This window comes from Micromonospora sp. NPDC005254, from assembly GCF_042872525.1.
In the GTDB taxonomy this organism is placed as follows: Bacteria; Actinomycetota; Actinomycetes; order Mycobacteriales; family Micromonosporaceae; genus Micromonospora.
In genome coordinates this window covers 497,049-520,495 of sequence record NZ_JBIAKM010000003.1, presented here as the reverse complement: position 1 = coordinate 520,495, position 23,447 = coordinate 497,049, and the positions used below count along the sequence as shown (strand labels likewise).

Genomic DNA, 23,447 nt, shown 5'->3' with positions numbered 1-23,447 from the left:
CCTGTGACCGGTGAGATTCCACCGACACGCCCAACGGACATCGATGGCGATGGCCGGCCTGAGTCCTGAGTGGATAGTCAGGATGCGGCACCGATGCAGGTCGCACCCGTGCACGTTGAGGTCGCAGCCGCCGGCGAGCCCACGGGACGGCGGGTCCGTGGGCTGCTCGGCCAGCGGGCCCGCCCGCCGGGTCGCACCCGGGCGATCCCAGAGGGCGGGCGGCGCGGGCGCGCCAGGACGCACCGGTACCTGCGAATCCGGGCGATGTCGGGCACCCTGTGCCAGGCTCTGTGGCATGGACGACAAGACCATCCTGAACCGGATCTCCGAGCTGGTCGACGAGGAACACCGGCTGCGCGCGGACGCCCAGGCCCACGAGTCGGGCACCGAGGGCGAGGCCAGCGAGCGGCTGCGCGCCCTGGAGGAGTCCCTCGACCAGTGCTGGGACCTGCTACGCCGCCGTCGGGCCGCCCGAACCACCCACGGCGACCCGGACTCCCAGGGCGAACGCCCCAAGCCCGAGGTCGAGCGCTACCTGCAGTGACGGGTACGGGCGGGTCGGGCGGCCGCTCGGGCCGCCCGACCCGCTCCGGTCAGCGGATGCCCGCCTCCCGCAGCAGCTCCCCCGTCAGAGCACCGGGGTCGACCTGCTCGGCGCCCAGCCCCCGGGCCACGAACCAGGCGCTGACCACCCGCACGTCGCGGGCCAGGAACTCGGGCCCCTGCGGGTTCGCCACCACGTCGACCACCTGCGGCAGATCGATCACGACCAGCCGCCCGGAGTGCACGAGCAGGTTGTACGGCGACAGGTCGCCGTGGGCGTAGCCGGCCCGGGCCAGCACGCGCAGCGCCTCGACCAGCTGACCCCACAGGTCGCGCAGCTCGGCCGGGCCGGGCCGCAGCTGGGCCAGTCGGGGCGCGGCCAGCCCCGACTCGGCGTCGCCGACGAACTCCAACATCAGTTCGGTGCCCCGCAACTGCACGGGGTACGGCACGGCGATCCGGTCGTGCCCGGCGCCGATCTCCCAGAGCCGGGCCAGCGCGGCGAACTCGGCCGCCGCCCACTGCCCGGCGATCATCTGCCGGCCGAAGGCCGTCCGGCCGGCCATCGCCCGGTTCTCCCGGGACCGCCGCACCCGGCGCCCCTCCAGGTAGCCGGCGTCGCGGTGGAACAGCCGGTGCTCGGCGTCCCGGTATCGCTTGACCGCCAGCAGGCAGGAGCGGTCCGTGTCCGGTACCGCCCGGCGGACCAGGTGGACGTCCGCCTCCTTACCGGTCTTCAACACACCCAGTTCGGTGTCCTTGGCGGCCAGCTCGGTGACCAGCCACTGCGGATGCGGCGCAGGGCCGTGCACGGCGTCGTCCCACGACGACCAGCGTTCGCCGGTGGCCGGGTCAGGATCGCCGTCGGGGTCGGCGAGCGGCTCGGTGGGCCGCCCGCGCTTCAGAAACTGCGGTTCGTCGTCGTCGAAGCGGCTCTTGCCGCGGCTGCGGCGCTCCAGCGCCGGCAGGTCATGATCGCGCACTGTGGTGAGGTTCCCTTGGTCGAGGCTGAGTTAGGCAGCTGGAAGCGACCTGCGAAGACGGCCATGACCAACCCCCTCTCCTCGACCGGGCGTACGCCCGGGTGCACGATGCGCCGCCCATGCTGCCGTCGCCCCGACGGCCGGTCAATCGAATTACCGCTGCCGCCGCCCGGCCGGTGCGCGCCGCGTCCGGCGGCGGCGAACCGCGTCAGCTCGCGAGCACCGTGGCGACCGCGGCGATCAGCCCGTCCACCGTGCGGCTCGGCGCGAACCGGACGTCCGACCAGGTCCGTCCCCGGTGCAGCCAGACGCTGGGCAACCCGACGGCGGCAGCGCCGCCGATGTCCGCCTCCGGGCTGTCGCCGACCACCCAGGCGCCGCGCAGCGGCATCCGGACCCGCTGCGCGGCGAGCGCGAAGATCCGCGGGTTGGGCTTGCTGACCCCGGCCTCCTCGGAGATCACCCAGTCGGCGACGTACCGGTCCAGGCCGGTACGGCGGATCTTGGCGTCCTCGACGCGTACGGTGCCGTTGCAGACCACCACCGGCACCCAGCCCGCGTCGTCGGCGATCCGCAGCGCGCAGGCGGTCAGCGGATCGAGGCGGGTCTGCGCCACCACCCCGTCGTGCAGCTCCTCCACCAGGTCGATCGAGGGGATCCGCAGCTCGTAGCGGTCCCGGATCGCGTCGGCCAGGTCCCAGCGGTCGGTCAACCCGTCCGCGTCGATCGAGAGCAGCCAGTCGATGTCGGTGGGGGGCGCGCCGATACCGTCCAGGAAGCGCTCACCCCAGCGGCGGAACGGCCCGGCCCGATCCAGCAGGGTGTTGTCCAGGTCCAGCAGGAGCAGTGGCACTCGGGCACCCTACGGGACCGACGTGTCCGCCAACAGATCCCGCGGGTGTCGACCTGACGGTGGGCTCAACCGGTCAGCGACACCCGTGGGCCGCCCTGGCTCGGCAGCAGATCGGCGAGCATCGAATGGGCCGACCGGGTGGCCGTGAGCGCGGCCGGATCGAGGGTCGCCACCAGCACCGCCGTGCCCTCGTCAGCGCCCCGGGCGAGCGTACGTCCCTGCGGGTCGTAGATCGCCGCGCCGCCGTTGAACCGCCACGGGTCGCCGCCGCCGACCGCGTTGGCGAAGACCACGAACATCGTGTTGTCCAGGGCCCGCGCGGCGTAGTACAGGTCCCGGCGGTGCTCGGAGCCGGCCAGGTAGCCGCTGGGGCACAGGTAGGCGTGCGCGCCGTCGAGCGCGGCGGCCCGGCCGTGCTCGGGGAAGCAGCCGTCGTAGCAGATGCCCAACCCGAGCCGCCAGTCGTCGACCAGCAGCGTGGCGCCCCGACCGCCGGGGCTGAACAGCTCGCGCTCGTCGCCCCACAGCTGCTGCTTGTCGTACCCGACCCGGATCGCGCCGGCGCGGTCGACCACCAGGGCGGCGATGGTGCGCCGACCGTCCGGGTGCCGCGCCGCCGCCCCGACCACCACGGTGATCCCGGCCGTCCGCGCCGCGGCGCGCAACGGGTCGAGCCGACCGTCGGCGACCACCCCGGCCGGGTCGGCCACGACGTCGGTGCCGACCGGGTCGGCGGCGAGGGTCGGCGGGTGGTACGCGCACAGGTACAGCTCGGGGAGGACGACCACCCGGGCGCCCTGTCCGGCGGCCTGACGGACCAACTCGGCGGCGGCCGTCGCGTTGCCGGCGACATCACCGGGTACGGGGGTGGCCTGGACGGTGGCGACGGTCAGCGCCGCGGTGGGCGTGGGGTGAGGCGGGGTCACCGGAGGATGGTAAACGGCACCGCACCAAGCCGTACGTACGGTTTGCATAGGCCGGGGTGACCTGCGACGATCGACGTGTGCCCAGAGTAAGCCAGGACCAGCTCGACGCGCGCCGGCAGGAGATCCTCGCCGCCGCGCGGGCGTGTTTCGCGCGGCTCGGCTACGAGGGGGCGACCGTCCGCCGCCTCGAGGAGGCCACCGGGCTGTCCCGGGGCGCCATCTTCCACCACTTCCGGGACAAGGACTCGCTCTTCCTCGCCGTCGCGGAGGATGACGCCGCCGCCATGGTCGAGACGGTGGCCCGCAACGGTCTGGTGCAGGTGATGCGCGATCTGCTGGCCCGCGCGGTCTCCCCCGACACCACCGGCTGGCTGGGCAGTCAACTGGAGGTCTCCCGCCGGCTGCGCACCGACCCGGCGTTCGCCAAGCGCTGGGCCGAACGGTCCGCCGCGATCGCCGAGGCGACCCGCGACCGGCTGGCCCGCCAACGCGACGCCGGGGTGCTGCGCGAGGACGTACCGATCGACGTGCTGGCCCAGTTCCTGGAGCTGGCCTACGACGGCCTGGTGCTGCACCTGGCGATGGGCCGACCGGCCGGCGACCTGGGCCCGGTGCTCGACCTGGTCGAGGAGGCCGTCCGCCGCCGCTGAACGCCGGCCGCACCGTCGCCTGGTCGAGGAGGCCGTCCGCCGCCGCTGAACGCCGGCCGCACCGGGACGGGGACCGTGGCGGTCGTGCTCCACAATGGGGCCGCCGATCCCTCCGGCGACAGGAGCAGCCGATGATCGTCCACGCCGCGTCGGGCGACACCTGGGGCATCCCCGGCCCGACCTTCCTCCGGCTCTACCTCGTGGCGGTCGCCGTCGCGGTCGCCCTCGCGGTGCTGCACCGGGTACGCCTCGCCACCGAAGGCGGGCACGCCGCCGCCGACCCGCTCGGCCCGCAACAGGTCGCGTACCTCAACGGTGGGCCCGCACTCGCCGTGCACGCCGCGCTCGGCGGGCTCCGCGGCAGCGGGGCGATCGGCGTACGGCCGGACCGCCGGCTGACCACCGTCGGGGCGGCGCCGACGGGGCTCACCCCGTTGGACAACGCCATCCACTGGGCGGCCCACCAGCACTCCCGCGTCCCGGACCTGGGCCAGAACGAACGGGTGGTCGCCGCGCTCGACCAGCTCCGCACCGGCCTCGAAGAGCGTGGCCTGCTCGTGAGCCCGACGCGACGGGCCACCGCACGGCGGTGGGCACGGCTCCTCGCCGCGCTGCTGGTGCTCGGCGTGGTGCGGCTGTTCGCCGGCCTGGCCAACGGGCGGCCCGTGGGCTACCTGCTGCTCACCCTGGTCGGGGTGCTGGTGGCGGTGCTGCTGCTCTGGCGGGTGCCGCAGACCAGCCGGGCCGGTCGCGCCGCGCTGCGCGACCTGCGAAAGCGGCACACCCACCTGGCCCCCGCCTCGTCCCCCGCGTACGCCACCTACGGCGCGGCGGGCGCGGCGATGGGCGTGGCGCTGTACGGCACCGCGTCCCTCTGGGCGATCGACCCGGGCTTCGCCGAGCAGGCCGAGATCCAGCGGCAGGCCATCGCCAGCAGCGGCTGGTCCTCGGGCACCAGCACCGGGTCATCGGGCACCGCCGGCAGCTCGTGTGGCGGCGGCAGCTCCTGCGGTGGCGGCGGTGGCGGCGGATGCGGCGGCGGTGGGTGCGGCGGATGACCGCCCCGTACGGCGTCGGCATCGGCTGGCGTCCCGAGATCGCCGGTTTCGTGGCCGAGCTGCCCGGGTTGCGCTTCGTCGAGGTGGTGGCCGAGTCGGTGCCGGCGACCGGGCCGCTGCCGCCGGGGCTGGCGCAGCTGCCCGAGCGCGGCGTGACCGTCGTACCGCACGGGGTGCGGCTCTCCCTCGGCGGCGCCGAGCCGGTCGACCCGGCCCGCGTCGCCCACCTGGCCGCCGTCGCGCAGCGGATGGACGCCCCGCTCGTCAGCGAGCACATCGCGTTCGTGCGGGCCGGCGGGCTGGAGGCCGGGCACCTGTTGCCGCTGCCGCGCAGCCGGGAGGCGGTCGACGCGGTCTGCGCGAACGTGGCCCGGGCGCAGGCCGAGCTGCCCGTGCCGATCGCGCTGGAGCCGATCGCCGCCCTGTTCGACTGGCCCGACGACGAGCTGGACGAGGCGGACTTCCTCACCGAGATCCTCGACCGCACCGGCGCGCTGCTGCTGCTGGACATCGCCAACGTGCACGCCAACGCCCGCAACCGGGGCAGCGACCCGCTCGCGCTGCTCGACCGGCTGCCGTTGGACCGGATCGGTTACGTGCACGTGGCCGGCGGGGCCGAGCACGGCGGGTTCTACCACGACACGCACACCGATCCGGTGCCGCCGGAGGTGCTGGAGCTGGTCCGCGCGCTCTGCGCCCGGCAGCGGCCACCGGCGCTCCTGCTGGAACGCGACGGCGGCTATCCACCGGCCGCCGAGCTGCGCGCCGAGCTGGACGCCCTGGCCACCGCCGCCGGCTTCCCGGCCGTGACGTGACGGGCACCGACCCCCGCGCCGGGCTCGCCGCGCGGCAGGCGGAGCTGGTGGCGACGCTGGTCGCCGGAGGTCCGCCGCCGGCGGGCTTCGCGGCCGGGCCGCTGGCCGCCACCCGGGCGGCGCTGCGACGCAAACGGGCCGGTGAGGTGGCCCGGCACTGGCCGCTGCTCGCCGCCGGCCTCGGCACGGCCTGGCCGGCGACCTTCGCCGACTGGGCCGCCGAGCGCCCCACCGCCGGGTCCCTGCGCGACGGCTGGGACCTGGCCCGGGCGCTGCGCGACCGCGACGCGCTGCCGCCGGCCGGCGCCGAGGAGCTGGCCGTCCGCGAGGCGGGCCTGCGCTACGACGGGCGTCGGGCGCCGCGCCAGCGCCGGCTGCCGGCCGTGGCCCGCGCCGGCGGGGCCGTCGCGGTGCAGATCGCCGGTTGGGTACGCCTGGTGCGCCCCGCCGCGCGTCCGCCCGCCCACGTTGGCGGGCCCGAGCCTGATGCGGCAGGATCGGCGACATGGATCTCGGACTGACCGACCGGGTGTACGTGCTCACCGGCGCCTCCCGCGGCCTGGGCTACGCGACGGCGCAGTGCCTGGTCGCCGACGGCGCGCGGGTGGTGCTCTCGGCCCGCGACGCCGACGCCGTCGACGCCGCCGCCGATGCGCTGGGTGGCCCGGACCGGGCGGTCGGCGTCACCGCCGACCTGGCCGACCCGCAGACCCCGGAGCGGCTCGTCGCGGCGGCCCGGAAGCACTTCGGCCGGATCGACGGCGCGCTCATCTCGGTCGGTGGCCCACCCGCCGGTAATGCGGCGTCGATCACCGACGAGCAGTGGCGGCACTCCTTCGAGACCGTCTTTCTGGGCACCGTCCGCGCGGCGCGCACCGTCGCCGCCGCGCTGCCCGACGGGGGCGCGATCGGGCTGGTGCTCTCCACCTCGGCCCGCGGCCCGGTGCCCGGCCTGGGCATCTCCAACGGCCTGCGGCCCGGCCTGGTCGGCGTCGCCAAGGACATCGCCGACGACTACGGCCCGCGTGGCGTACGGGTGGTGGGCCTGCTGCCCGGCCGGATCCTGACCGACCGCAACCGGGAGCTGTTCGCCGCCACCGGTGACCCGGAGCGCGCCCGCGCCGAGGCGGAGGCGAGCATCCCGTTGCGACGCCTCGGCGACCCGGCCGAGTTCGGCCGGGTGGCCGCGTTCGTGCTCTCCCCCGCCGCCAGTTACCTGACCGGCCTCACCGTGCCGGTCGACGGCGGCGCGCTGCGCGGCCTGTGACACCCGGCGCTCCGACACCCGGCGGCCGGGCCGTCGCTTCGACACCCGGCGGGCGGGGCGGCGCTCCCGCACCCGGCGGGCGAAGCGGCGCTCCCGCACCCGGCGGCCGAGCCGGCGCTTCGACGCCCGGCGGGGGCGGCCGAGGCGGGGATGTGCCGCCCGCGCTGGGAGGTCGTGCGGGTGCCGCGCATCCACGGCCGAGCAAGGCGGACCTGGCCGCCGCCACCGACCGGACCATCCCCGACGTGCTCGCGCCCGAGCTGTCGGTGCTCTTCGTCGGGATCAACCCCGGCCTCTGGTCGGCCGCCACCGGCTGGCACTTCGCCCGGCCTGGCAACCGGTTCTGGCCGGCACTGCACCTGGGCGGGTTCACTCCCCGGCTGCTGCACCCGAGCGAGCAGGGCGAGTTGCCGGCCCTCGGGCTCGGCATCACCAACATGGCCGCCCGGGCCAGCGCCCGCGCCGACGAGCTCAGCGCCGAGGAACTGCTGGACGGCGCCGCGATCCTGACCGACAAGGTGACCCGCTACCGGCCGCGCTGGGTGGCCGTGGTCGGGGTGACCGCGTACCGGATCGGCTTTCAGCGGCCGAAGGCCGCCTTCGGGCCGCAGCCGGAGTCGCTGGCCGGGGCGCGGCTGTGGGTGCTGCCGAACCCGAGTGGCCTGAACGCGCACTTCACGCCGGTCACGCTGGGGGCCGCGTTCGCCGAGCTGCGCGAGGCGACCGGCCTGCCGGACCGTCGCCCGGACTGACGCACCCGGCCATTGATCGACTCGACTTCATGGAAGTCGGGCTGTCGACGCGACCGGGACACCCCCGATTCCAGGAACCCGAGTCGATCAACGCTCGGGGGCGTGGGTGTGTTCGTAGCCGAGTAACCCACTCCTGGGCTGCCGCTTCCACTGGCCCCCGCACCATGATCGACAGGTTCGTTCCATCGTGGACTGGGAACGAACGCCACATGGCCGACGACTGCAAGCCTGGGCTGGAGGAGCTGCTCGCCTCGCGGCTGTGGCCCGCGGTCCTCGTCCCGCTCGGTGCGCTCGCCGCGCTGGTCGCCGCTGGCGTCTGGCTGGCGCCCACCTTCCCGTTCGTACCGGTCGCTCTTCTGCTCACCACGGTGGTGGTGGCCTGGCGACAGCGGGGCGACGCCCTGTTGGCCGACGAGATCGGACTGTGGATTCGGCGCCGTGGCCGGGTCACTCGCCGCTACCGATGGGAGGAGATCCGCGAAGCTGGCCTGACCCGGCCGGGCTTCGGTCAGGTCGCCCTCGCTGTCTACCCCAACGGCGGGCCGTGGGACGTGCCCGGCCCCAACAGCGCGGTCCTCGTGGGTCGCATCTGGATGCTGCGCAAGCCCGACCGGCAGATCACCGACCGGGTCAACGCGTTGCTGCGCTCGCGGGGCGTGCGCACGATCGACTCGCCGCACCCCCCGATCGGCACCTGACGGGTCAGTTGGCGGCGGCGGGTGGCATCGCCTCGTCGGCGACGTACGTGCCCAGGGGCATGACCACCGGCTCGGAGCCGGTCGCGTCCACGAAGGGCCGGGGCGAGTCGGCGACCGCGAACTGGGTGCGGTACAGCTCGGCGTAGAGCCCGCCGACCGCGACCAGCTCGTCGTGGCGGCCCCGCTCGACGATCCGCCCGCCGTCGAGCACGAGGATCTGGTCGGCGTCGCGGACGGTGGAGAGCCGGTGCGCGATCACCAGGGCGGTACGCCCGGCCAGCGCCACCGACAGCGCCCGCTGCACGGCCGCCTCGCTCTCCGAGTCCAGGTGTGCGGTCGCCTCGTCGAGGATCACGATCGACGGGGCCTTGAGCAGCAGGCGGGCGATGGCGATGCGCTGCTTCTCGCCGCCGGAGAAGCGGTAGCCGCGCTCCCCCACCGTGGTGTCCAGCCCGTCGGGCAGCGACCGGACGAGGTCGGCGACCTGGGCGCCGGCGAGCGCCGCCCAGATCTCGTCGTCGGTGGCGTCCGGCTTGGCGTACCGCAGGTTCTCGGCGATCGTCTCGTGGAACAGGTGCGAATCCTGGGTGACGACGCCGATCTCGTCGCGCAGGGAGGCGAGCGTGGCGTCGCGCACGTCCGTCCCGCTGACCAGCACCTGGCCGTCGGTGACGTCGTAGATGCGGGAGATGAGCATGGACAGCGTCGACTTGCCGGCGCCGGACGGGCCGACGAGGGCGACCATCTGCCCCGGCTCGACGCTGAACGAGACGCCCTTGAGCACCGGCTCGTTGACGGTCCGGTCGAGAGTGGCGACCTCCTCCAGCGACGCGAGGGAGATCTCGGCGGCGCTCGGGTAGCGGAAGCGGACGTCGCGGAAGTCGACGCGACCGTTGCCGCGGGGCACCGGCACCGCGTCGGGCTTCTCGACGATGCCGGGTTCGAGGTCGAGCACCTCGAAGACGCGGTCGAAGGAGACCAGCGCGCTCATCACGTCCACCCGGACGTTGGAGAGCGCGGTGAGCGGCCCGTACAGCCGCGTGAGCAGCAGCGCGAGGGTCACCACGGTGCCCGCGCTGACGCCGCCGGTGACGGCGAGCCAACCGCCGAGGCCGTAGGTGAGCGCCTGCGCCAGCGAGGCGACCAGCAGCATCGCCACGAAGAACGTCCGGGAGTACATGGCGGACTGGATGCCGATGTCACGCACCCGCTCGGCCCGGTCGGCGAACCGGCGGGCCTCGATCTCGGGCTGGCCGAACAGCTTCACCAGCAGCGCGCCGGCCACCCCGAACCGCTCGGTCATGGTCGCGCTCATCTTGGCGTCGAGGTTGTACGCCTCGCGCGTGATGTCGGCCAGCCGCCGCCCGACCCGTCGCGCCGGGATGATGAAGATCGGCAGCAGCACCAGCGAGAGCGCGGTGATCTGCCAGGAGAGGGTGAACATCACCGCGGCGGTGAGGACCAGTTGGATGACGTTGCTGACCACACCGGACAGGGTGGAGGTGAACGCCCGCTGGGCGCCCAGAACGTCGTTGTTGAGCCGGCTGACCAGGGCACCGGTCTGGGTGCGGGTGAAGAACTGCAGCGGCATCCGCTGCACGTGGTCGTAGACCCGGGTACGCAGGTCGAGGATGATGCCCTCGCCGATGCGGGCCGAATACCACCGCTGGGCCAGCGACAGCAGCGCGTCGGCGACCGCCAGCCCGGCGATGAACAGGGCCAGCTGGACCACGAGTCGGCCGGCCTCGCTGCCGCCCCGGTTGATCGCGTTGATGACGTCACCGGCGAGCACCGGCGTGGCCACGCCGATGATGGCGGCCAGCACCACGGTGGCCAGGAAGACGATGATGTCGCGCCGGTAGGGCTGGGCGAAGGCCACGATGCGGCGGGCCACGCCGTGCTTGAGCCGGTGGGTGGAGACCTCGTCGCGGTTACGCATCGACCGGAGCATGCTCCACCCGGCCATGCCACCGCCGGACATCGGGTTGGACACCGCTCACCTCCGGGTCGTCGGGTGGACCACACACGTCAGGTCAATTCTCCCGACGACTCTGACAACCTCGGTCGTAACCCGGATCTTCCCGTACGGTCCTTACTATTCTCCTCGGCCGGTCAGATCCCGCAGGCGGCGGGTCTGCGCCTCCCGCTCGGCGCGTTGCTGGTCGGCGTGCGACCGCCCCGCAGCGCCGGCGAGCAGGGCCTTGATCTCCACCACCGCGTCGCGGGCCCCGGCCAGCAGGCCCGCGGTCAGGTCACGGACCGCGCCGTCCAGCTCGGCCGGTGGTACGACAAGAGTGGCCAAGCCGATCCGGTCCGCCTCGGCGGCGTCCAGCCGGCGGCCGGTCGCGCAGATCTCCAGCGCCCGGGAATAGCCGACCAGCTCGACGAGGCGCTTCGTGCCGGCCAGGTCGGGCACCAGCCCGAGGGTCACCTCGGCCATCGACAACTTCGCGTCGGCGGCCAGGACCCGCAGGTCACAGGCCAGCGCGAGTTGGAAACCGGCGCCGATCGCGTGCCCCTGCACGGCGGCCACGGAGATGACGTCCGGCCGGTGAAGCCAGGTGAAGCCGGCCTGGAACGCCGCGATCTGGTCGGCGCACTCCTGCTCGGGCAGCGTGGCCAACTCGGCGAACGACCCCGGGCCGGAGGCGCCAGCAACCGCGAGGTCGAGGCCGGCGGAGAACGCACGCCCCTCGCCACGCACCACCACCACCCGGACGTCGCCGGGCAGGTCGCGGGAGAAGTCGCTCATCGCGCGCCACATCGCCGGCGTCTGGGCGTTGAGCACGTCGGGCCGGCACAACGTCACCGTGGCAACCGGCCCGTCGCAGGTCAGCCGAACCCCGGTCGCCTCGGCGGTCACCGGGCTGCCCGGGGCGCGGCGCTGGTGAACGACGCGAAGGGGCGGGTCACGCCTTCTTGCGGCGCCGGGCACCGCCGCGCTGACGCAGCTGAACCCCGGACTCGGTGAGCACTCGGTGAATGAACCCGTAGGAACGGCCGGTCGAGGCCGCCAGTGCGCGGATGCTCTCCCCCGAGGTGTACCGCTTTACCAGGTCCTTGGCGAGCGTCTGACGCTCGGCTCCGACGATCCGGCGACCCTTCTCAGTGCTGGTGGCTGTGCCAGTGGCTGCCATGCTGTGTCCTCACGTCCCAGACTGTGCGGTTCGGATACGGTCCCACCTATTAGACCGCCTCGGACGATCATGCGCCAGATATCAACTCTTCGCCAACCGACACGCTATGCAATGTCAGCTTCCCGATAGAGTGATCCTCGCGATCGGTCCCGGCACACCGTCCGGAAGGGCCACCGCCGAGCGGCGACGCCTCGGCCCGTACGCTCCCGGGCGTGATCGACCTGCTGGGTACGGCGGCCGGAGCGGCGGTGGTCTTCGCCGCCACCGACATCGACGACATCGTCATCCTCACGCTGTTCTTCGTGGCGGCCCGCACCACCGGCCGGCCCCGCACCTGGCAGATCGTCGCCGGCCAGTACCTCGGCATCGGCGCGCTCGCGCTGGCCAGCGCGGTGGTCGCCGCCGGGCTGCTGGTCGTGCCGGACCCGTGGACCGGGCTGCTCGGCCTGCTGCCGATCGCGCTGGGCGTCCGCGCGCTGCGCGATTCGGACGACGACGAGCCGGCAACGGTCGTCACCGGCGCACTCGGCGTGGCCGGGGTGACCATCGCCAACGGCGCCGACAACGTGGCCGTCTACGTACCCGTGTTCCGGGCTCTCGGCCCCGGCGACAGCGCGGTCTTCCTGCTGGTCTTCGTGGTGCTCGTCGGCCTGTGGTGCGCCGCCGCGGCCTGGCTGGGTGGGCACCGCCGGGTGGTCCGGCTGGTGGAGCGCACCGGCCACTGGCTGGTGCCGGCGATCTTCGTCGCCATCGGCGTGGTGATCCTGGTCAGCTCCGGCGTGCTCGGCCGGCTGGTGGACCTGCTCGGCTGAGGCGGACCCGCCCCCTGCCGCCGCGGGCGGCCCGGGCCGGGCCGGTCAGGCCAGCTCGACCAGTTCGAGGAGGTCGTCGCTCCAGGCGTCCTCGTCGCCGTCGGGCAGCAGGATCGCGCGGTCGGGCTTGAGCGCGAGCACCGCACCCGGGTCGTGCGTGACCAGCACGATGGCGCCCGGGTAGTTGGCAATCGCGTCGAGCACCTGCTCGCGGCTGACCGGGTCGAGGTTGTTCGTCGGCTCGTCGAGCAGCAGCACGTTGGCGCCGGAGCAGACCAGGGTGGACAGCGCCAGCCGAGTCTTCTCGCCGCCGGAGAGCACCCCGGCCGGCTTGTTCACGTCGTCGCCGGAGAACAGGAACGCGCCGAGGATCTTGCGCAGGTCGGTGTCGGACTGCTCGACGGCGGCGGCCCGCATGTTCTCCAGCACCGTCCGCTCCACGTCCAGCGTCTCGTGCTCCTGGGCGTAGTAGCCCAACCGCAGCCCGTGGCCCGCGTGCACCTCGCCGGTGTCCGGGGTGAGCAGCCCGCCGAGCATCCGCAACAGCGTCGTCTTGCCGGCGCCGTTGAGCCCGAGGATGGCCACCCGGGAACCCCGGTCCACCGCGACGTTGACGTCGGTGAAGATCTCCAGCGAGCCGTACGACTTGGACAGGCCGGTCGCGGTGAGCGGCGTCTTGCCGCACGGGGCGGGGCTGGGGAAGCGCACCTTGGCCACCCGGTCGGCGACGCGCACCTCCTCCAGGCCGGAGATCAGCTTCTCGGCGCGGCGGGCCATGTTCTGCGCGGCGACGGTCTTGGTGGCCTTGGCCCGCATCTTGTCGGCCTGCGCCATCAGCGCGCCGGCCTTCTTCTCCGCGTTGGCCCGCTCCCGGCGGCGGCGGCGCTCGTCGGTCTCGCGGGCCTCCAGGTACGCCTTCCAGCCCAGGTTGTAGACGTCGATCACGCTTCGGGTGGCGTCGAGGAACCAGACCTTGTTGACCACCGACTCCAGCAGCGCGCCGTCGTGGGAGATCACGATGAGGCCGCCCTTGTGGTTGGCGAGAAAGCCGCGCAGCCAGGTGATCGAGTCCGCGTCGAGGTGGTTCGTCGGCTCGTCGAGCAGCAGGATGCCGCCGCCGTTCTCACCGGCGTCGCGGAACAGGATCCGAGCCAGCTCGATGCGGCGGCGCTGACCGCCGGAGAGGGTGCCGATGGTCTGGGCGAGCGCGCGGTCCGGCAGCCCCAGGTTGGCGCAGATCCGGGCGGCCTCGGCCTCGGCCGCGTACCCGCCCAGGGCGGCGAACTGGTCCTCCAGCGCGCCGTAGCGGCGGACCAGCTTGTCGCTGGCGTCCTCGGCCAGTTGGGCCTCGATCTCCTTCATCTGCGCCATCAGCACGTCCAGGCCGCGGGCGGAGAGCACCCGGTCGCGGCCGGTCACCTCCAGGTCGCCCGTGCGCGGGTCCTGTGGGAGGTAGCCGATGGCGCTGCGCTGGTCGATCTGCCCGCCGTACGGCTGCCCCTCGCCGGCGAGCACCTTCAACGTGGTGGTCTTGCCGGCGCCGTTGCGGCCGACCAGGCCGATCCGGTCACCGGGCTGCACGCGCAGCGTGGTGTCGGACAGCAGGATCCGGGAGCCGGCGCGCAACTCCAGGCCGGTGGCAGTGATCATCTCGTGGGACTCGCTCTCGGGGTCTGGAAGGCTGACTCAGGGCACGCGAAAGCGCCGGCGGGCGGTGGGCCCGTCGGCGCGGGGCGGTTCAGCCTTCGCAGCGCGGCACGGGGACAAGTGTACCGGGCGCTCCCCGGCGACCCGCCCGGATTACCAATCAAGATCATCGGGTACCGGAACGCCTGTCCGGACCCCGTCCGGCACTGAAGCGACGAAACGACATACACCAGACATTCACCGGCATACGGCGATCGGGGTCAGCATGGAACTCAACGAGCAGGCCGAGCTCGACACCTCCCAGGCCAAAGACCTGGGTCGGGGCAGCGGCGGCGGGTCGGGCGGCGGCATCGGCATCCCCATCCCGGGAGGCGGCGGCCGGGGCGGCATCATCGGCATCGTGGTAGCCGTGATCATCGCCCTGCTCGGCGGGGGCTTCGGCCTCAATGCCATGACCAATGGGGACGACGGTGGACAGGCCGGAGGCGAGGACCTGGACCAGGTGTGCTCCACCGCGAACCCGGACCGCCTCCAGGACGCGCGCTGCCGCAACCTGCTCTACGTCAACAGCATCCAGGGGTACTGGCAGAAGGCGTACCCGGAGCTGGGCAACGGCACGTACGAGCCCACCATCACCAACTTCTTCCAAGAGGCCGTGAACACCGGCTGCGGGCAGGCCGACTCGGGCGTCGGCCCGTTCTACTGCCCCGCCGACAAAAAGGTGTACATCGACCTGAGCTTCTACGACGAGCTGGCCACCCGGTTCGGCGCCAAGGGCGAGTTCGCCCAGCCGTACGTGCTCGCCCACGAGTACGGCCACCACATCCAGAACCTGCTCGGCACCAACGCCAAGGCCGGCCAGGGCGACCAGAGCGGCCCCCGCTCGGCGTCGGTGCGGCTGGAGTTGCAGGCCGACTGCTACGCGGGCGCCTGGGCCAAGCACGCCAGCGAGAGCAAGGACAGAACCGGCGAGAAGCCACTGTTCAAGTCGATCACCGAGGCCGACGTCAGTCAGGCCATCGATGCCGCCGAGGCGATCGGTGACGACAGCATCCAGGAACGCTCCGGCGGCCGGGTCAACCCGGACCAGTTCACCCACGGCACGTCCGAGCAGCGCAAGCGCTGGTTCAGCCAGGGCTACGACCAGGGCGACCCGAAGACCTGCGACACCTTCGGCACCGACCAGCTCTGACATCCGACAAGCGACGTGGCAGGCCCCGCGGGGCCTGCCACGTCCATGTTTACCGTCAGTCGGGCCGAGGCCCGGCAGCGCTTCGGGTGCAGACGTCGGGACGGGGAGGCTTCGTCAACGGCACTGCACCTGACGACAGAGACGCTGATCGAGAGCAATGGGGCAATACGACTGTCAATTACTCTCGACCATCAATTTCTGCGTCAGTTCTCCGAATTACGCCGCTGCGACACTGCCAGTGCACCCACTCGGCATACGAGTACCAGTGCGATACTTGAGCCAATTATGGTGCCGGACGTTCTTCTTCTGACTCTCGCACCAGTAATAGGTGTACGGGTGCACAACATCCCAGCAGTATGAATAGCACGTGCCGGAGGTGCAGTCGTTGACCTGACTGAGGTCCAGGTCGGCGCAAGGGTTGATCTCGAACATGGGAACCATGCCAGATGAACCCTGAGCTGCGGTAACACATTCTGCTGCGGGCTTGCCGGTCCGCTCTTGGGCAACCGAGGCCGCCGCCGGCGAGGCAGCGGTCAAGGATAGACCCATCAGGAGAATTGCGACCGAGAAAAGCTTGGTCATTGCCTTTAACACGTGTCCTCCAGGTGAGATCCAAGTCATCACACGCTGCGATGACCCACGACATCCTGGAACGACCGACGTCGCTCGCGCCACGGCCCCCCGTGCACAAACCGCCGTAGTCGACCAGCGCGGCAACCGGACCGAGAAAATTCTGTTACCGAAATTCTCTCTCTTGGTGCCGCGCTGTTTATACAACGCTTGTCTTCGGGGCCTGTCAACCCCGGTCATCGGCATCTGGGCTCTGATCGCGGTGAATGCGCTGCCCAACCGGTCTAATGCTGAGCTGAAGGCTGGGGTCACTCCCGTGCCATACACCGAGGTCATGCTTGCCGCTGGACAAGCATGTCCTTGCTGCGGGCAACCGTCGCCATTGAGTTCAAATTTCCGAGGTATGGAGCACCGTCAGTCGAGCCGGGAGACCTGGTAGTGCGCGATCAACCAGGCGTCCCCGACCCGCCGGACGACCACGCCCAGGTGCACCGTCAGCGCCGGTCGGTCGGTGAAGCCGAACTCCACGTCCAGGTAGCCCAGGACCACGTCGTCGGCGAGTCGCCGCGCCTCCCGGACCTCGTACGCGGCGGTCAGGCCGAGCGGCTGTGCGGCGTAGTACGCGGCGACGCCCTCCCGGCCGACGGTGTACGGGCGCAGGCCCTGGAAGACCGCGTCCTCGATGAAGACCGACGCGACGCGGTCCGGCTTGTGGGCGTCCACCGCCGACCGCCACCGGTCCAGGACGGACCGCAGGATCTCGACCTCGCTGCCAGCCATGGTCACCTCCCCGCCGGCCGGGGCGGCAGGCCCGGGTCGTTGGGGTGCGGCGTCAACGGCGTGACGGTCTCGCGTCGCCAGGCGCGCAGCGGCATCGAGGCGAGGACCGCCTCCAACTCGTCCACGTCGGCGGCCTCGAACAGCCCCCACGTACGCCACTCCCCAGGCGCCAGCGGCGGCCGCCACAGGCGCAGCAGGCTGCCCTGCGCCGTCAGCTCGGCCGAGCGCGCCGCCTCGCGTGCCCGCATCTCGGCAACCCCGTCCTCCGACGTGCCGTCGGGCACCGTCGTCACCATGTCAACAAGGAACTCCACGCGCCCATCCTCCGGCCACCGCGCGGGCACCACGCCGAGAACCCCGATCCACGTGGCGGTCGTCTCCCCGATCACTCCGCGGGGTCGGGTTCCGGGTCGCGCAGTCGGATGCGTACCGCCCGGGCCGCGTTCACCGCCGCGACCAGCACCGCGTGCCGCGGCTCCGGCACGTCTAGCAGCCGCTCGGCCCGCAGCGGCACGAGCGGGGCCAACCGCCGGTCGGCCAGCACCGTGTCCACGGCCCGCCGGTCACCGCCGCCGACGAGGGCCGCGAGCCGCGCCGCCTCCGGCAACAGCAGGCGTACGGCCAGGTCCGCCGCGTCGCCCAGCGCCGCCTTGGCCTGGTTGTCGCGCCGGCGGGCGAAGCGGTGCTGCGACCATCCCCCGGCGGCGGTGCGCCCCTGCACGTACCGGGTGTCCACCTTGGAGACCACGAGATCGGGGCCCTGCGCCACACCGACCGCCACCGCGCCCTTGCGGGCCAGCAGCAGACCGATCCGGTGCGGTGTGCCGGCGGCGGCGACGAAGGCGGCCACGTCCGCGCCTACCGGAGCGCCCGGTGGGGCGTACAACTCGGCGGTGGTGCCGTCGGGGGCGGTGAGCAGCAGGCCGTACTCCCGCGCGGTGGTGGTGGGCGGGCCGTGCCGGTCGGCGAAGCCCTCGACCCAGCGGCCGACGCGGGCCGGATCGACCTCGACCCACCGGCCGCCCCCGGCTGCGGGTCGACTGGTCACGGCCCGACCGTACGCCACGATGGTCCCGTCCGGTCCCCCGGCCGGCCCGCTCAGTCCCGCAGCGCCGCCGGGGGCGCTCAGCCGGGCAGCAGCGCCGCCACCGCGAGCGCGGCGATGAGCGCGCTGGAGACCAGGCCGGTGACCAGCCGGCCACGCGGTCCGGTCAGCGCCCGGCCGACCATCGTGCCGCCGCCGGCGATGAGCAGTTGCCAGCTCGCCGACGCCAGGAACACGCCGGCCACGAAGAGCGCTGCGGTCAGCCCGTTCGCGTCGGCGGTGTCCCGGCGACCCAGCACCAGCGCGGCGAAGTAGAGCACGGTCGTCGGATTCAGCAGGGTCAGCCCGAGCACCGCCGCGTACGCCCGCCCGGGAGTGCGCAGGCCCCCACCGGCCGATGGCGCCGGCCGGGAGCGGTGGGTGGTCCACGTACGCCAGAGGCCGTGCGCGGCGAGGCCCAGCAGGACCACGGCGGCGACCACCCGCAGCGGACCGGCCGCCGGGGCGACGACCCCGGCCAGGCTCGCGCCGCCGAACGCGGCGACCGCCGCGTACAGCCCGTCGGCCGTCGCCACCGCGAGCGCCGCGGCCGCGCCGACCCGGAACGAGGTACGGGCACTGAGCCCCAGGATGAGGATCGCGATCGCGCCGACCGGAATGGCGACGCCGTACCCGGCCACCAGACCCGCGAGGAACGCGCCGCTCACGACGACGGGCGACGGGCCGAGGCCACCCCGGGCACGGTGCGCTGTCGACGCGCGGCGGTGGCCGCACGGACAGAAACCTGCATCGGGTACGCCTCGATCACAGTCGGCATCCTGCGCGCCGCACCCACGCCTCCGCAACGGAGTTTTCCCCGCGCCCCGCGCCAAGATCCTCACAACATCCCCGATGTTGCTGCCTCAGACAGGCGGGAGACAGCAACATCGGGGAAGTTGCGCGGATCTTGCCGACGCCGGCCGGCCGGCGAGCGCGTGAGCCCATCCCACAACGGATCGAGCGCGGCACCCCGGAGGGCACCGCGCTCGACGACTGTGGGACGGAGTCGGGTCAGACGTTGAAGCCGAGGGAACGGAGCTGGTCCCGACCCTCGTCGGTGATCTTGTCCGGTCCCCACGGCGGGAGCCACACCCAGTTGATCCGGATGTCGTTGACCAGGCCGCCGCCCGGGCCGGTGGTCAGCGCCTGCCGGGCCTGGTCCTCGATCACGTCGGTCAGCGGGCAGGCCGCCGAGGTGAGCGTCATGTCCAGGGTCGCGACGTTCTCGTCGTCGACGTGCACCCCGTACACCAGGCCCAGGTCGACCACGTTGATGCCCAACTCGGGGTCGACGACATCCTTCATCGCCTCCTCGATGTCGGCGATCATCGCCTTGCTGACGCCGCCCGCCGAGGTGGCGGCGTCGCCGGCACCCGGGGCCGCAGCGGCGTCGGTCGCAGCGCCGTCGGTCGCAGCGGCGTTGGTCGTCGCGGCTCCGTCGGTCGTCACGGCGTCGGTCTGCGGCGCCGCGGTGGCGTCACCGGCCTCCGGCGTCGCCGCGGTAGCGGTGTTCTCGCTCATGCCGTCCCTCCGGTTCGCTTCGTGATGCCACCCGGCACCACAGTGCTGCTGGAAATCGCTCGCTGACGCTCGCTCACGCCTTCACCTCCGGGCCCACGCCCACGCCGGCGCGTGCCGCGGCGTCCTTGAACGCCATCCACGGCAGCAGCGCGCACTTCACCCGGGCGGGGTAGCGGGCGACGCCCGCGAAGGCCACCCCGTCACCGAGTACGTCCTCGTCGGGCGTGACCTGGCCACGTCCGGACATCAACTCGACGAACGCCTCGTGCACCTCGAATGCTTCCCCGGTGCCCCGACCGCGCAGCAGTTCGTGCAACACGCTCGCCGACGCCTGGCTGATCGAGCAGCCCATCCCGTCGTACGAGATGTCGTGCAGCACGTCGCCGTCGGTGGCCACCCGGACGGTGATCTCGTCGCCGCAGGTCGGGTTGACGTGGTGCGCTTCCGCGACCTGATCGGCCGCATCGTCGGCGTCGCGCAGGCCACGGCCGTGCGGATGCTTGTAGTGGTCCAGGATGATCTCCTGGTAGAGCTGGTCGAGTTGCACCATCAGTCGAACACCTTCCGCACCTGCTCCAGACCGCCCACCAGGGCGTCGATCTCCTCGGTGGTGGTGTAGAGGTAGAACGAGGCCCGGGTCATCGCCGGGACGCCGAACCGGCTGCACACCGGCTTGGCACAGTGGTGGCCCACCCGCACCTGCACGCCGAGCGAGTCGAGCACCTGACCCACGTCGTGCGGGTGCACGCCACCCAGCGCGAACGAGATGGTGCCGCCGCGCCCGATCGGCACGGTCGGGCCGAAGATCCGCAGGTCGGGCACCGAGCCGAAAGCGTCCAGCGCGTACGCCGTCAGCTCCTTCTCGTGCCACTGGATGGCCCGCATCCCGACGCCGGTCAGGTAGTCGACCGCCGCACCGAGCGCGACCGCCTCGGCGATCGGCGGGGTGCCCGCCTCGAAGCGGGCCGGCGGCGCGGCGAACGTCGAGCGGGCCATGGTGACCGTCTCGATCATCGAACCGCCGCCGAAGACCGGTGGCATGGCTGCCAGCAGCTCACCCCGGCCCCAGAGCACGCCGATCCCGGTCGGGCCACACATCTTGTGCCCGGTGAAGACGATGTAGTCGGCGTCCAGGTCGACCACGTCGATGGGCAGGTGCGGCACCGACTGCGAGCAGTCCAGCAGCAGCAGCGCGCCCACCTCACGGACCCGCGCGGTGATCCGGGAGGTGGCGTTGACGGTGCCGAGGATGTTTGACGTGTGCACCAGCGAGACGATCTTCGTCCGTTCGGTGACCAGGTCCTCCAGGCCCGACTCGTCCAGCCGACCCTGGTCGGTGACCGGGAACCAGCGCAGGGTCGCGCCGGTGCGCTCGCACAGCAGCTGCCACGGGACGATGTTCGAGTGGTGCTCCATCTCGGAGATCACCACCTCGTCGCCGGGGCCGAGCCGGAACCGGGGGTCACCGTCCGGGCGCAGCGAGGCGTTCGAGAAGGCGTACGCCACGATGTTGATCGCCTCGGTGGAGTTCTTGGTGAACACCACCTCGTCGACGCTCGGCGCGTGAATGAACGCGGCGATCTTGGCCCGCGCCCCCTCGTACGCCTCGGTGGCCTCGGTGCCCAGGGTGTGCACCGAGCGCGACACGTTGGCGTTGTGCCGCGCGTAGTGCTCGTCGAGCACGTCGAGCACCTGACGGGGCTTGTGCGAGGTGTTGGCGCTGTCGAGGTAGACCAGCGGGTGGCCGTTGATCTCCCGATCGAGGATCGGGAAGTCGGCGCGTACCCGGGCCACGTCGAAACGCGGCACGTCGTCGTACTGCGGCATCCCCTCGGGGATCGCGATGCTGGTCATCTCGGCAGCGCCTTCCCCACTCAGGCCTTGGCCGTGCCGGCCCCGGCGGCGTACCGCTCGTAGCCCTCGGCTTCGAGCTTGTCGGCCAGCTCCGGGCCGCCCTGCTCGACGATCCGGCCGGCCACGAAGACGTGCACGAAGTCCGGCTTGATGTAGCGCAGGATCCGCGTGTAGTGGGTGATCAGCAGCACGCCGGTGTCACCGGTGTCGCGGACCCGGTTGACGCCCTCGCTGACCACGCGCAGCGCGTCCACGTCGAGGCCCGAGTCGGTCTCGTCGAGGATCGCGATCTTCGGCTTGAGCAGTTCGAGCTGGACGATCTCGTGCCGCTTCTTCTCACCGCCGGAGAAGCCCTCGTTGACGTTGCGCTGGGCGAACGCCGGGTCCATCTGGAGGCGCTCCATCGCGCCGCGCAGCTCGCCGCCCCAGGTGCGCAGCTTGGGCGCTTCGCCGTCGATGGCGGTCTTCGCGGTGCGCAAGAAGTTGGCCACCGAGACGCCGGGCACCTCGACCGGGTACTGCATGGCCAGGAAGAGGCCGGCGCGGGCGCGCTCGTCGACCGTCATGGCCAGCACGTCCTCGCCGTCGAGGGTCACCGAGCCGCCGGTGATCTCGTACTTGGGGTGGCCGGCGATCGAGTACGCCAGGGTGGACTTGCCGGAGCCGTTCGGGCCCATGATCGCGTGGGTTTGACCGGAATTCACCTCCAGGTCTACCCCATGCAGGATCGGCTTGAGCTCACCCTCGGGCAGCTTGACCGACACCTTCAGGTCGCGGATCTCCAGGGTGCTCATTATCGGGTCACTCCATTACTCGGCGTCAGGCTGAGGTAGATGTCGCCGTCGCGGACTTCGACGGGGTAGACGGGGACGGGTTCGGTGGCGGGCAGGCCGGTCGGCGCGCCGGTGCGCAGGTCGAAGCGCGAGCCGTGCAGCCAGCACTCCAGCGTGCAGCCGTCGACCTCACCCTCGGAGAGGGCGACCGCGGCGTGCGAGCACTCGTCGTAGGCGGCGTAGAACTCGCCGTCCTCGCCGTGCACCAGGGCGATCGGGGTGCCGTCGACATCCGCGCTGATCGCGGTGCCCTTCGGCACGTCCTCGGTGGAGCAGATCCGGATCATCAAGCGCCCGCCTTGGCCAGCCGGGCCTCGATCGCGTCGCCCAGGCGCTCGCGCAGCGACTCCACCGGGATCTTGTTGATCAGCTCGGCGAAGAAGCCGCGGACCACCAGGCGGCGGGCTTCGCTCTCCGGGATACCCCGGGCCATCAGGTAGAACAACTGCTCGTCGTCGAAGCGGCCGGTCGCGCTGGCGTGGCCCGCGCCGGCGATCTCGCCGGTCTCGATCTCCAGATTGGGTACGGAGTCCGCCCGCGCGCCGTCGGTGAGCAGCAGGTTCCGGTTGATCTCGTACGTGTCGGTGCCGGTCGCCTCGGCCCGGATCAGCACGTCGCCCACCCAGACGGTGTGCGCGTCCGCGCCCTGCAGGGCGCCCCGGTAGCCGACGTAGCTGCGGCAGTCCGGCACGGAGTGGTCGACCAGCTGGCGGTGCTCCAGGTGCTGGCCGCCGTCGGCGAAGTAGACCCCGTACAGCTCGGCCTCGCCGCCCCGGCCGGTGTACTCCACGCTGGTGAACTGGCGCACCAGGTCACCGCCCAGGCTCACCTGCACGTGCGTCACCCGAGCGTCCCGGCCGAGCTTGAACTTGAGGTGCTGCGCCTGCACCGCGTCCGGCGCCCAGTCGGCCACGGTGACCAGGGTCAGCTTGGCCCCGTCGCCCACCGACACCTCGACGTTGTCGGCCAGGGTCGCCGAGCCGACGTGCTCCAGCACCAGCGTCAGCTCCGCGAATCGGCCCACCTCGACGAAGGTGTGCCCGAAGGCCAGACCCTCGCCGCCGTCGCCGACCACCCGCACGCTCACCGGGGCGCCCACCACGACATCGCTCGCCACCGAGAGCAGCAGCGCCTGCCCGGCGCCGCCGTACGCGAGCGCGCTGACCCGGTCGACCGGGGTGAGCACGCTGCCCACCCGCGGGTCGTCGGTGCCGATGCGCTCGATGGCCACGCCCTCGGGCAGCTCGCCGTACTCGTGCCGGACCGTGCCGGCACCGGCCTGGGCGTCGCCGCTGAGGCCGCGCAGCCGCTTGAGCGGGGTGAAACGCCACTCCTCCTCCAGGCCGGTGAGGGCCGGGAAGTCGGCGACGTCGTACGAGCGCAGCGCCTGCGACTTGGTGCTGGGCGGCGCGGAAGCCTGGGTAGTCATGTCTTCCTTGGTCTGTCATGAATCGGAGGGTCAAAGCGGGCTG

Annotated in this window: 27 protein-coding genes; 10 read left to right on the top strand and 17 right to left on the bottom strand. The window is 72.5% G+C overall.

Translation table 11 applies throughout. From position 1 onward, the window contains the following. Positions 1-295 precede the first annotated feature (295 nt). Positions 296-544 carry a DUF2630 family protein gene (locus tag ACFYPR_RS12100; protein WP_354861771.1) on the top strand — a complete coding sequence of 83 codons (249 nt, stop codon included), beginning with the start codon at positions 296-298 and terminating at the stop codon, positions 542-544. 49 nt (positions 545-593) lie between these two features. Here the strand turns inward: ACFYPR_RS12100 and ACFYPR_RS12095 are convergent, their stop codons facing one another. The 3 genes from ACFYPR_RS12095 to ACFYPR_RS12085 all read right to left on the bottom strand — a co-directional run bounded on the left by ACFYPR_RS12095 (position 594) and on the right by ACFYPR_RS12085 (position 3,305). Further along, positions 594-1,526: an RIO1 family regulatory kinase/ATPase gene (locus ACFYPR_RS12095; protein ID WP_354861745.1), complete on the bottom strand. Its 933-nt coding sequence runs from the start codon at positions 1,524-1,526 to the stop codon at positions 594-596. Between the two features lie 208 nt (positions 1,527-1,734). After that, a complete protein-coding gene (locus ACFYPR_RS12090; protein ID WP_354829501.1) occupies positions 1,735-2,379 on the bottom strand; it encodes an HAD family hydrolase in 645 nt (214 codons plus the stop codon). Positions 2,380-2,444: 65 nt separating this feature from the next. Beyond that, entirely contained in the window at positions 2,445-3,305 is an 861-nt protein-coding gene (locus tag ACFYPR_RS12085) for a carbon-nitrogen hydrolase family protein (protein WP_355067633.1), read from the bottom strand. A 77-nt stretch (positions 3,306-3,382) separates the two neighbouring features. On the opposite strand from ACFYPR_RS12085, the gene ACFYPR_RS12080 reads away from it, so the two are divergent. The 7 genes from ACFYPR_RS12080 to ACFYPR_RS12050 all read left to right on the top strand — a co-directional run bounded on the left by ACFYPR_RS12080 (position 3,383) and on the right by ACFYPR_RS12050 (position 8,545). Further along, entirely contained in the window at positions 3,383-3,955 is a 573-nt protein-coding gene (locus ACFYPR_RS12080; RefSeq protein ID WP_234591495.1) for a TetR/AcrR family transcriptional regulator, read from the top strand. 131 nt (positions 3,956-4,086) lie between these two features. After that, on the top strand, positions 4,087-5,013 hold the full coding sequence (locus ACFYPR_RS12075; RefSeq protein WP_387259765.1) for a TIGR04222 domain-containing membrane protein: 927 nt from the start codon (positions 4,087-4,089) through the stop codon (positions 5,011-5,013). Further along, complete coding sequence (locus ACFYPR_RS12070) at positions 5,010-5,828, top strand: DUF692 domain-containing protein (protein WP_354861741.1); 819 nt, start codon at positions 5,010-5,012, stop codon at positions 5,826-5,828. The genes ACFYPR_RS12075 and ACFYPR_RS12070 overlap by 4 nt, the downstream gene beginning before the upstream one ends. Beyond that, positions 5,825-6,349 (top strand): hypothetical protein, encoded by a 525-nt coding sequence (locus tag ACFYPR_RS12065; protein ID WP_387259762.1) that lies wholly within the window; start codon positions 5,825-5,827, stop codon positions 6,347-6,349. The genes ACFYPR_RS12070 and ACFYPR_RS12065 overlap by 4 nt, the downstream gene beginning before the upstream one ends. Further along, positions 6,334-7,095 carry an SDR family oxidoreductase gene (locus ACFYPR_RS12060; RefSeq protein ID WP_363936009.1) on the top strand — a complete coding sequence of 254 codons (762 nt, stop codon included), beginning with the start codon at positions 6,334-6,336 and terminating at the stop codon, positions 7,093-7,095. Before ACFYPR_RS12065 ends, ACFYPR_RS12060 begins: the two co-directional genes overlap by 16 nt. 152 nt (positions 7,096-7,247) lie before the next feature. Continuing rightward, complete coding sequence (mug, locus tag ACFYPR_RS12055) at positions 7,248-7,847, top strand: G/U mismatch-specific DNA glycosylase (protein ID WP_355067629.1); 600 nt, start codon at positions 7,248-7,250, stop codon at positions 7,845-7,847. A 209-nt stretch (positions 7,848-8,056) separates the two neighbouring features. Then, positions 8,057-8,545, top strand: a complete 489-nt coding sequence (locus tag ACFYPR_RS12050) for a hypothetical protein (RefSeq protein ID WP_387259757.1) — start codon at positions 8,057-8,059, stop codon at positions 8,543-8,545. Between the two features lie 4 nt (positions 8,546-8,549). Here the strand turns inward: ACFYPR_RS12050 and ACFYPR_RS12045 are convergent, their stop codons facing one another. The 3 genes from ACFYPR_RS12045 to ACFYPR_RS12035 form a co-directional block, all read right to left on the bottom strand. After that, positions 8,550-10,526, bottom strand: coding sequence for an ABC transporter ATP-binding protein (locus ACFYPR_RS12045; protein ID WP_387259998.1), 1,977 nt, complete (start codon positions 10,524-10,526; stop codon positions 8,550-8,552). Between the two features lie 114 nt (positions 10,527-10,640). Beyond that, positions 10,641-11,408, bottom strand: a complete 768-nt coding sequence (locus ACFYPR_RS12040) for an enoyl-CoA hydratase/isomerase family protein (protein ID WP_354861732.1) — start codon at positions 11,406-11,408, stop codon at positions 10,641-10,643. A gap of 46 nt (positions 11,409-11,454) precedes the next feature. Further along, a complete protein-coding gene (locus ACFYPR_RS12035) occupies positions 11,455-11,682 on the bottom strand; it encodes a helix-turn-helix domain-containing protein (RefSeq protein ID WP_007462679.1) in 228 nt (75 codons plus the stop codon). A 212-nt stretch (positions 11,683-11,894) separates the two neighbouring features. Between ACFYPR_RS12035 and ACFYPR_RS12030 the strand changes: the two genes are divergently transcribed. Then, entirely contained in the window at positions 11,895-12,494 is a 600-nt protein-coding gene (locus ACFYPR_RS12030) for a cadmium resistance transporter (protein WP_387259754.1), read from the top strand. Between the two features lie 45 nt (positions 12,495-12,539). Here ACFYPR_RS12030 and ACFYPR_RS12025 read toward each other — a convergent pair whose 3' ends face one another. Then, the gene (locus tag ACFYPR_RS12025) at positions 12,540-14,144 is read right to left on the bottom strand and encodes an ABC-F family ATP-binding cassette domain-containing protein (RefSeq protein ID WP_354861729.1); all 1,605 of its coding nucleotides are present in this window, start codon (positions 14,142-14,144) and stop codon (positions 12,540-12,542) included. Between the two features lie 262 nt (positions 14,145-14,406). Between ACFYPR_RS12025 and ACFYPR_RS12020 the strand changes: the two genes are divergently transcribed. Beyond that, positions 14,407-15,333, top strand: coding sequence for a neutral zinc metallopeptidase (locus tag ACFYPR_RS12020; protein WP_355067623.1), 927 nt, complete (start codon positions 14,407-14,409; stop codon positions 15,331-15,333). A gap of 984 nt (positions 15,334-16,317) precedes the next feature. Here the strand turns inward: ACFYPR_RS12020 and ACFYPR_RS12015 are convergent. From ACFYPR_RS12015 to sufD, 10 genes are all read right to left on the bottom strand, one after another. After that, entirely contained in the window at positions 16,318-16,683 is a 366-nt protein-coding gene (locus ACFYPR_RS12015; RefSeq protein WP_363940158.1) for an SgcJ/EcaC family oxidoreductase, read from the bottom strand. Positions 16,684-16,685: 2 nt separating this feature from the next. Continuing rightward, positions 16,686-16,997, bottom strand: coding sequence for a muconolactone Delta-isomerase family protein (locus tag ACFYPR_RS12010; protein ID WP_363940160.1), 312 nt, complete (start codon positions 16,995-16,997; stop codon positions 16,686-16,688). A 71-nt stretch (positions 16,998-17,068) separates the two neighbouring features. Then, positions 17,069-17,731 carry an acVLRF1 family peptidyl-tRNA hydrolase gene (locus ACFYPR_RS12005; RefSeq protein ID WP_363940162.1) on the bottom strand — a complete coding sequence of 221 codons (663 nt, stop codon included), beginning with the start codon at positions 17,729-17,731 and terminating at the stop codon, positions 17,069-17,071. A gap of 77 nt (positions 17,732-17,808) precedes the next feature. Beyond that, positions 17,809-18,435 (bottom strand): LysE family transporter, encoded by a 627-nt coding sequence (locus tag ACFYPR_RS12000; RefSeq protein ID WP_355067619.1) that lies wholly within the window; start codon positions 18,433-18,435, stop codon positions 17,809-17,811. A gap of 343 nt (positions 18,436-18,778) precedes the next feature. Beyond that, complete coding sequence (locus ACFYPR_RS11995) at positions 18,779-19,288, bottom strand: metal-sulfur cluster assembly factor (protein WP_387259749.1); 510 nt, start codon at positions 19,286-19,288, stop codon at positions 18,779-18,781. Between the two features lie 73 nt (positions 19,289-19,361). Next, positions 19,362-19,835 carry a Fe-S cluster assembly sulfur transfer protein SufU gene (gene sufU, locus ACFYPR_RS11990; protein ID WP_355067651.1) on the bottom strand — a complete coding sequence of 158 codons (474 nt, stop codon included), beginning with the start codon at positions 19,833-19,835 and terminating at the stop codon, positions 19,362-19,364. 2 nt (positions 19,836-19,837) lie between these two features. Beyond that, positions 19,838-21,142, bottom strand: coding sequence for a cysteine desulfurase (locus ACFYPR_RS11985; protein WP_354860400.1), 1,305 nt, complete (start codon positions 21,140-21,142; stop codon positions 19,838-19,840). Between the two features lie 20 nt (positions 21,143-21,162). Beyond that, positions 21,163-21,936, bottom strand: a complete 774-nt coding sequence (gene sufC, locus ACFYPR_RS11980) for a Fe-S cluster assembly ATPase SufC (protein WP_354860398.1) — start codon at positions 21,934-21,936, stop codon at positions 21,163-21,165. Continuing rightward, complete coding sequence (locus ACFYPR_RS11975; RefSeq protein WP_234588432.1) at positions 21,936-22,262, bottom strand: non-heme iron oxygenase ferredoxin subunit; 327 nt, start codon at positions 22,260-22,262, stop codon at positions 21,936-21,938. The genes sufC and ACFYPR_RS11975 overlap by 1 nt, the downstream gene beginning before the upstream one ends. Next, complete coding sequence (gene sufD, locus ACFYPR_RS11970; protein ID WP_354860395.1) at positions 22,262-23,404, bottom strand: Fe-S cluster assembly protein SufD; 1,143 nt, start codon at positions 23,402-23,404, stop codon at positions 22,262-22,264. The genes ACFYPR_RS11975 and sufD overlap by 1 nt, the downstream gene beginning before the upstream one ends. Positions 23,405-23,447 lie beyond the last annotated feature (43 nt).

What these genes read in the sequence shown, in the direction of transcription:
- ACFYPR_RS12100 (WP_354861771.1), top strand. Translation starts at nt 296, where the DNA reads ATGGACGACAAGACCATCCTGAACCGGATCTCCGAGCTGGTCGACGAG.
- ACFYPR_RS12075 (WP_387259765.1), top strand. Translation starts at nt 4,087, where the DNA reads ATGATCGTCCACGCCGCGTCGGGCGACACCTGGGGCATCCCCGGCCCG.
- ACFYPR_RS12070 (WP_354861741.1), top strand. Translation starts at nt 5,010, where the DNA reads ATGACCGCCCCGTACGGCGTCGGCATCGGCTGGCGTCCCGAGATCGCC.
- ACFYPR_RS12060 (WP_363936009.1), top strand. Translation starts at nt 6,334, where the DNA reads ATGGATCTCGGACTGACCGACCGGGTGTACGTGCTCACCGGCGCCTCC.
- ACFYPR_RS12050 (WP_387259757.1), top strand. Translation starts at nt 8,057, where the DNA reads ATGGCCGACGACTGCAAGCCTGGGCTGGAGGAGCTGCTCGCCTCGCGG.
- ACFYPR_RS12045 (WP_387259998.1), bottom strand. Translation starts at nt 10,526, where the DNA reads ATGTCCGGCGGTGGCATGGCCGGGTGGAGCATGCTCCGGTCGATGCGT.
- ACFYPR_RS12035 (WP_007462679.1), bottom strand. Translation starts at nt 11,682, where the DNA reads ATGGCAGCCACTGGCACAGCCACCAGCACTGAGAAGGGTCGCCGGATC.
- ACFYPR_RS12025 (WP_354861729.1), bottom strand. Translation starts at nt 14,144, where the DNA reads ATGATCACTGCCACCGGCCTGGAGTTGCGCGCCGGCTCCCGGATCCTG.
- ACFYPR_RS12020 (WP_355067623.1), top strand. Translation starts at nt 14,407, where the DNA reads ATGGAACTCAACGAGCAGGCCGAGCTCGACACCTCCCAGGCCAAAGAC.
- ACFYPR_RS12015 (WP_363940158.1), bottom strand. Translation starts at nt 16,683, where the DNA reads ATGGCTGGCAGCGAGGTCGAGATCCTGCGGTCCGTCCTGGACCGGTGG.
- ACFYPR_RS11995 (WP_387259749.1), bottom strand. Translation starts at nt 19,288, where the DNA reads ATGAGCGAGAACACCGCTACCGCGGCGACGCCGGAGGCCGGTGACGCC.
- ACFYPR_RS11985 (WP_354860400.1), bottom strand. Translation starts at nt 21,142, where the DNA reads ATGACCAGCATCGCGATCCCCGAGGGGATGCCGCAGTACGACGACGTG.
- sufC (WP_354860398.1), bottom strand. Translation starts at nt 21,936, where the DNA reads ATGAGCACCCTGGAGATCCGCGACCTGAAGGTGTCGGTCAAGCTGCCC.
- ACFYPR_RS11975 (WP_234588432.1), bottom strand. Translation starts at nt 22,262, where the DNA reads ATGATCCGGATCTGCTCCACCGAGGACGTGCCGAAGGGCACCGCGATC.
- sufD (WP_354860395.1), bottom strand. Translation starts at nt 23,404, where the DNA reads ATGACTACCCAGGCTTCCGCGCCGCCCAGCACCAAGTCGCAGGCGCTG.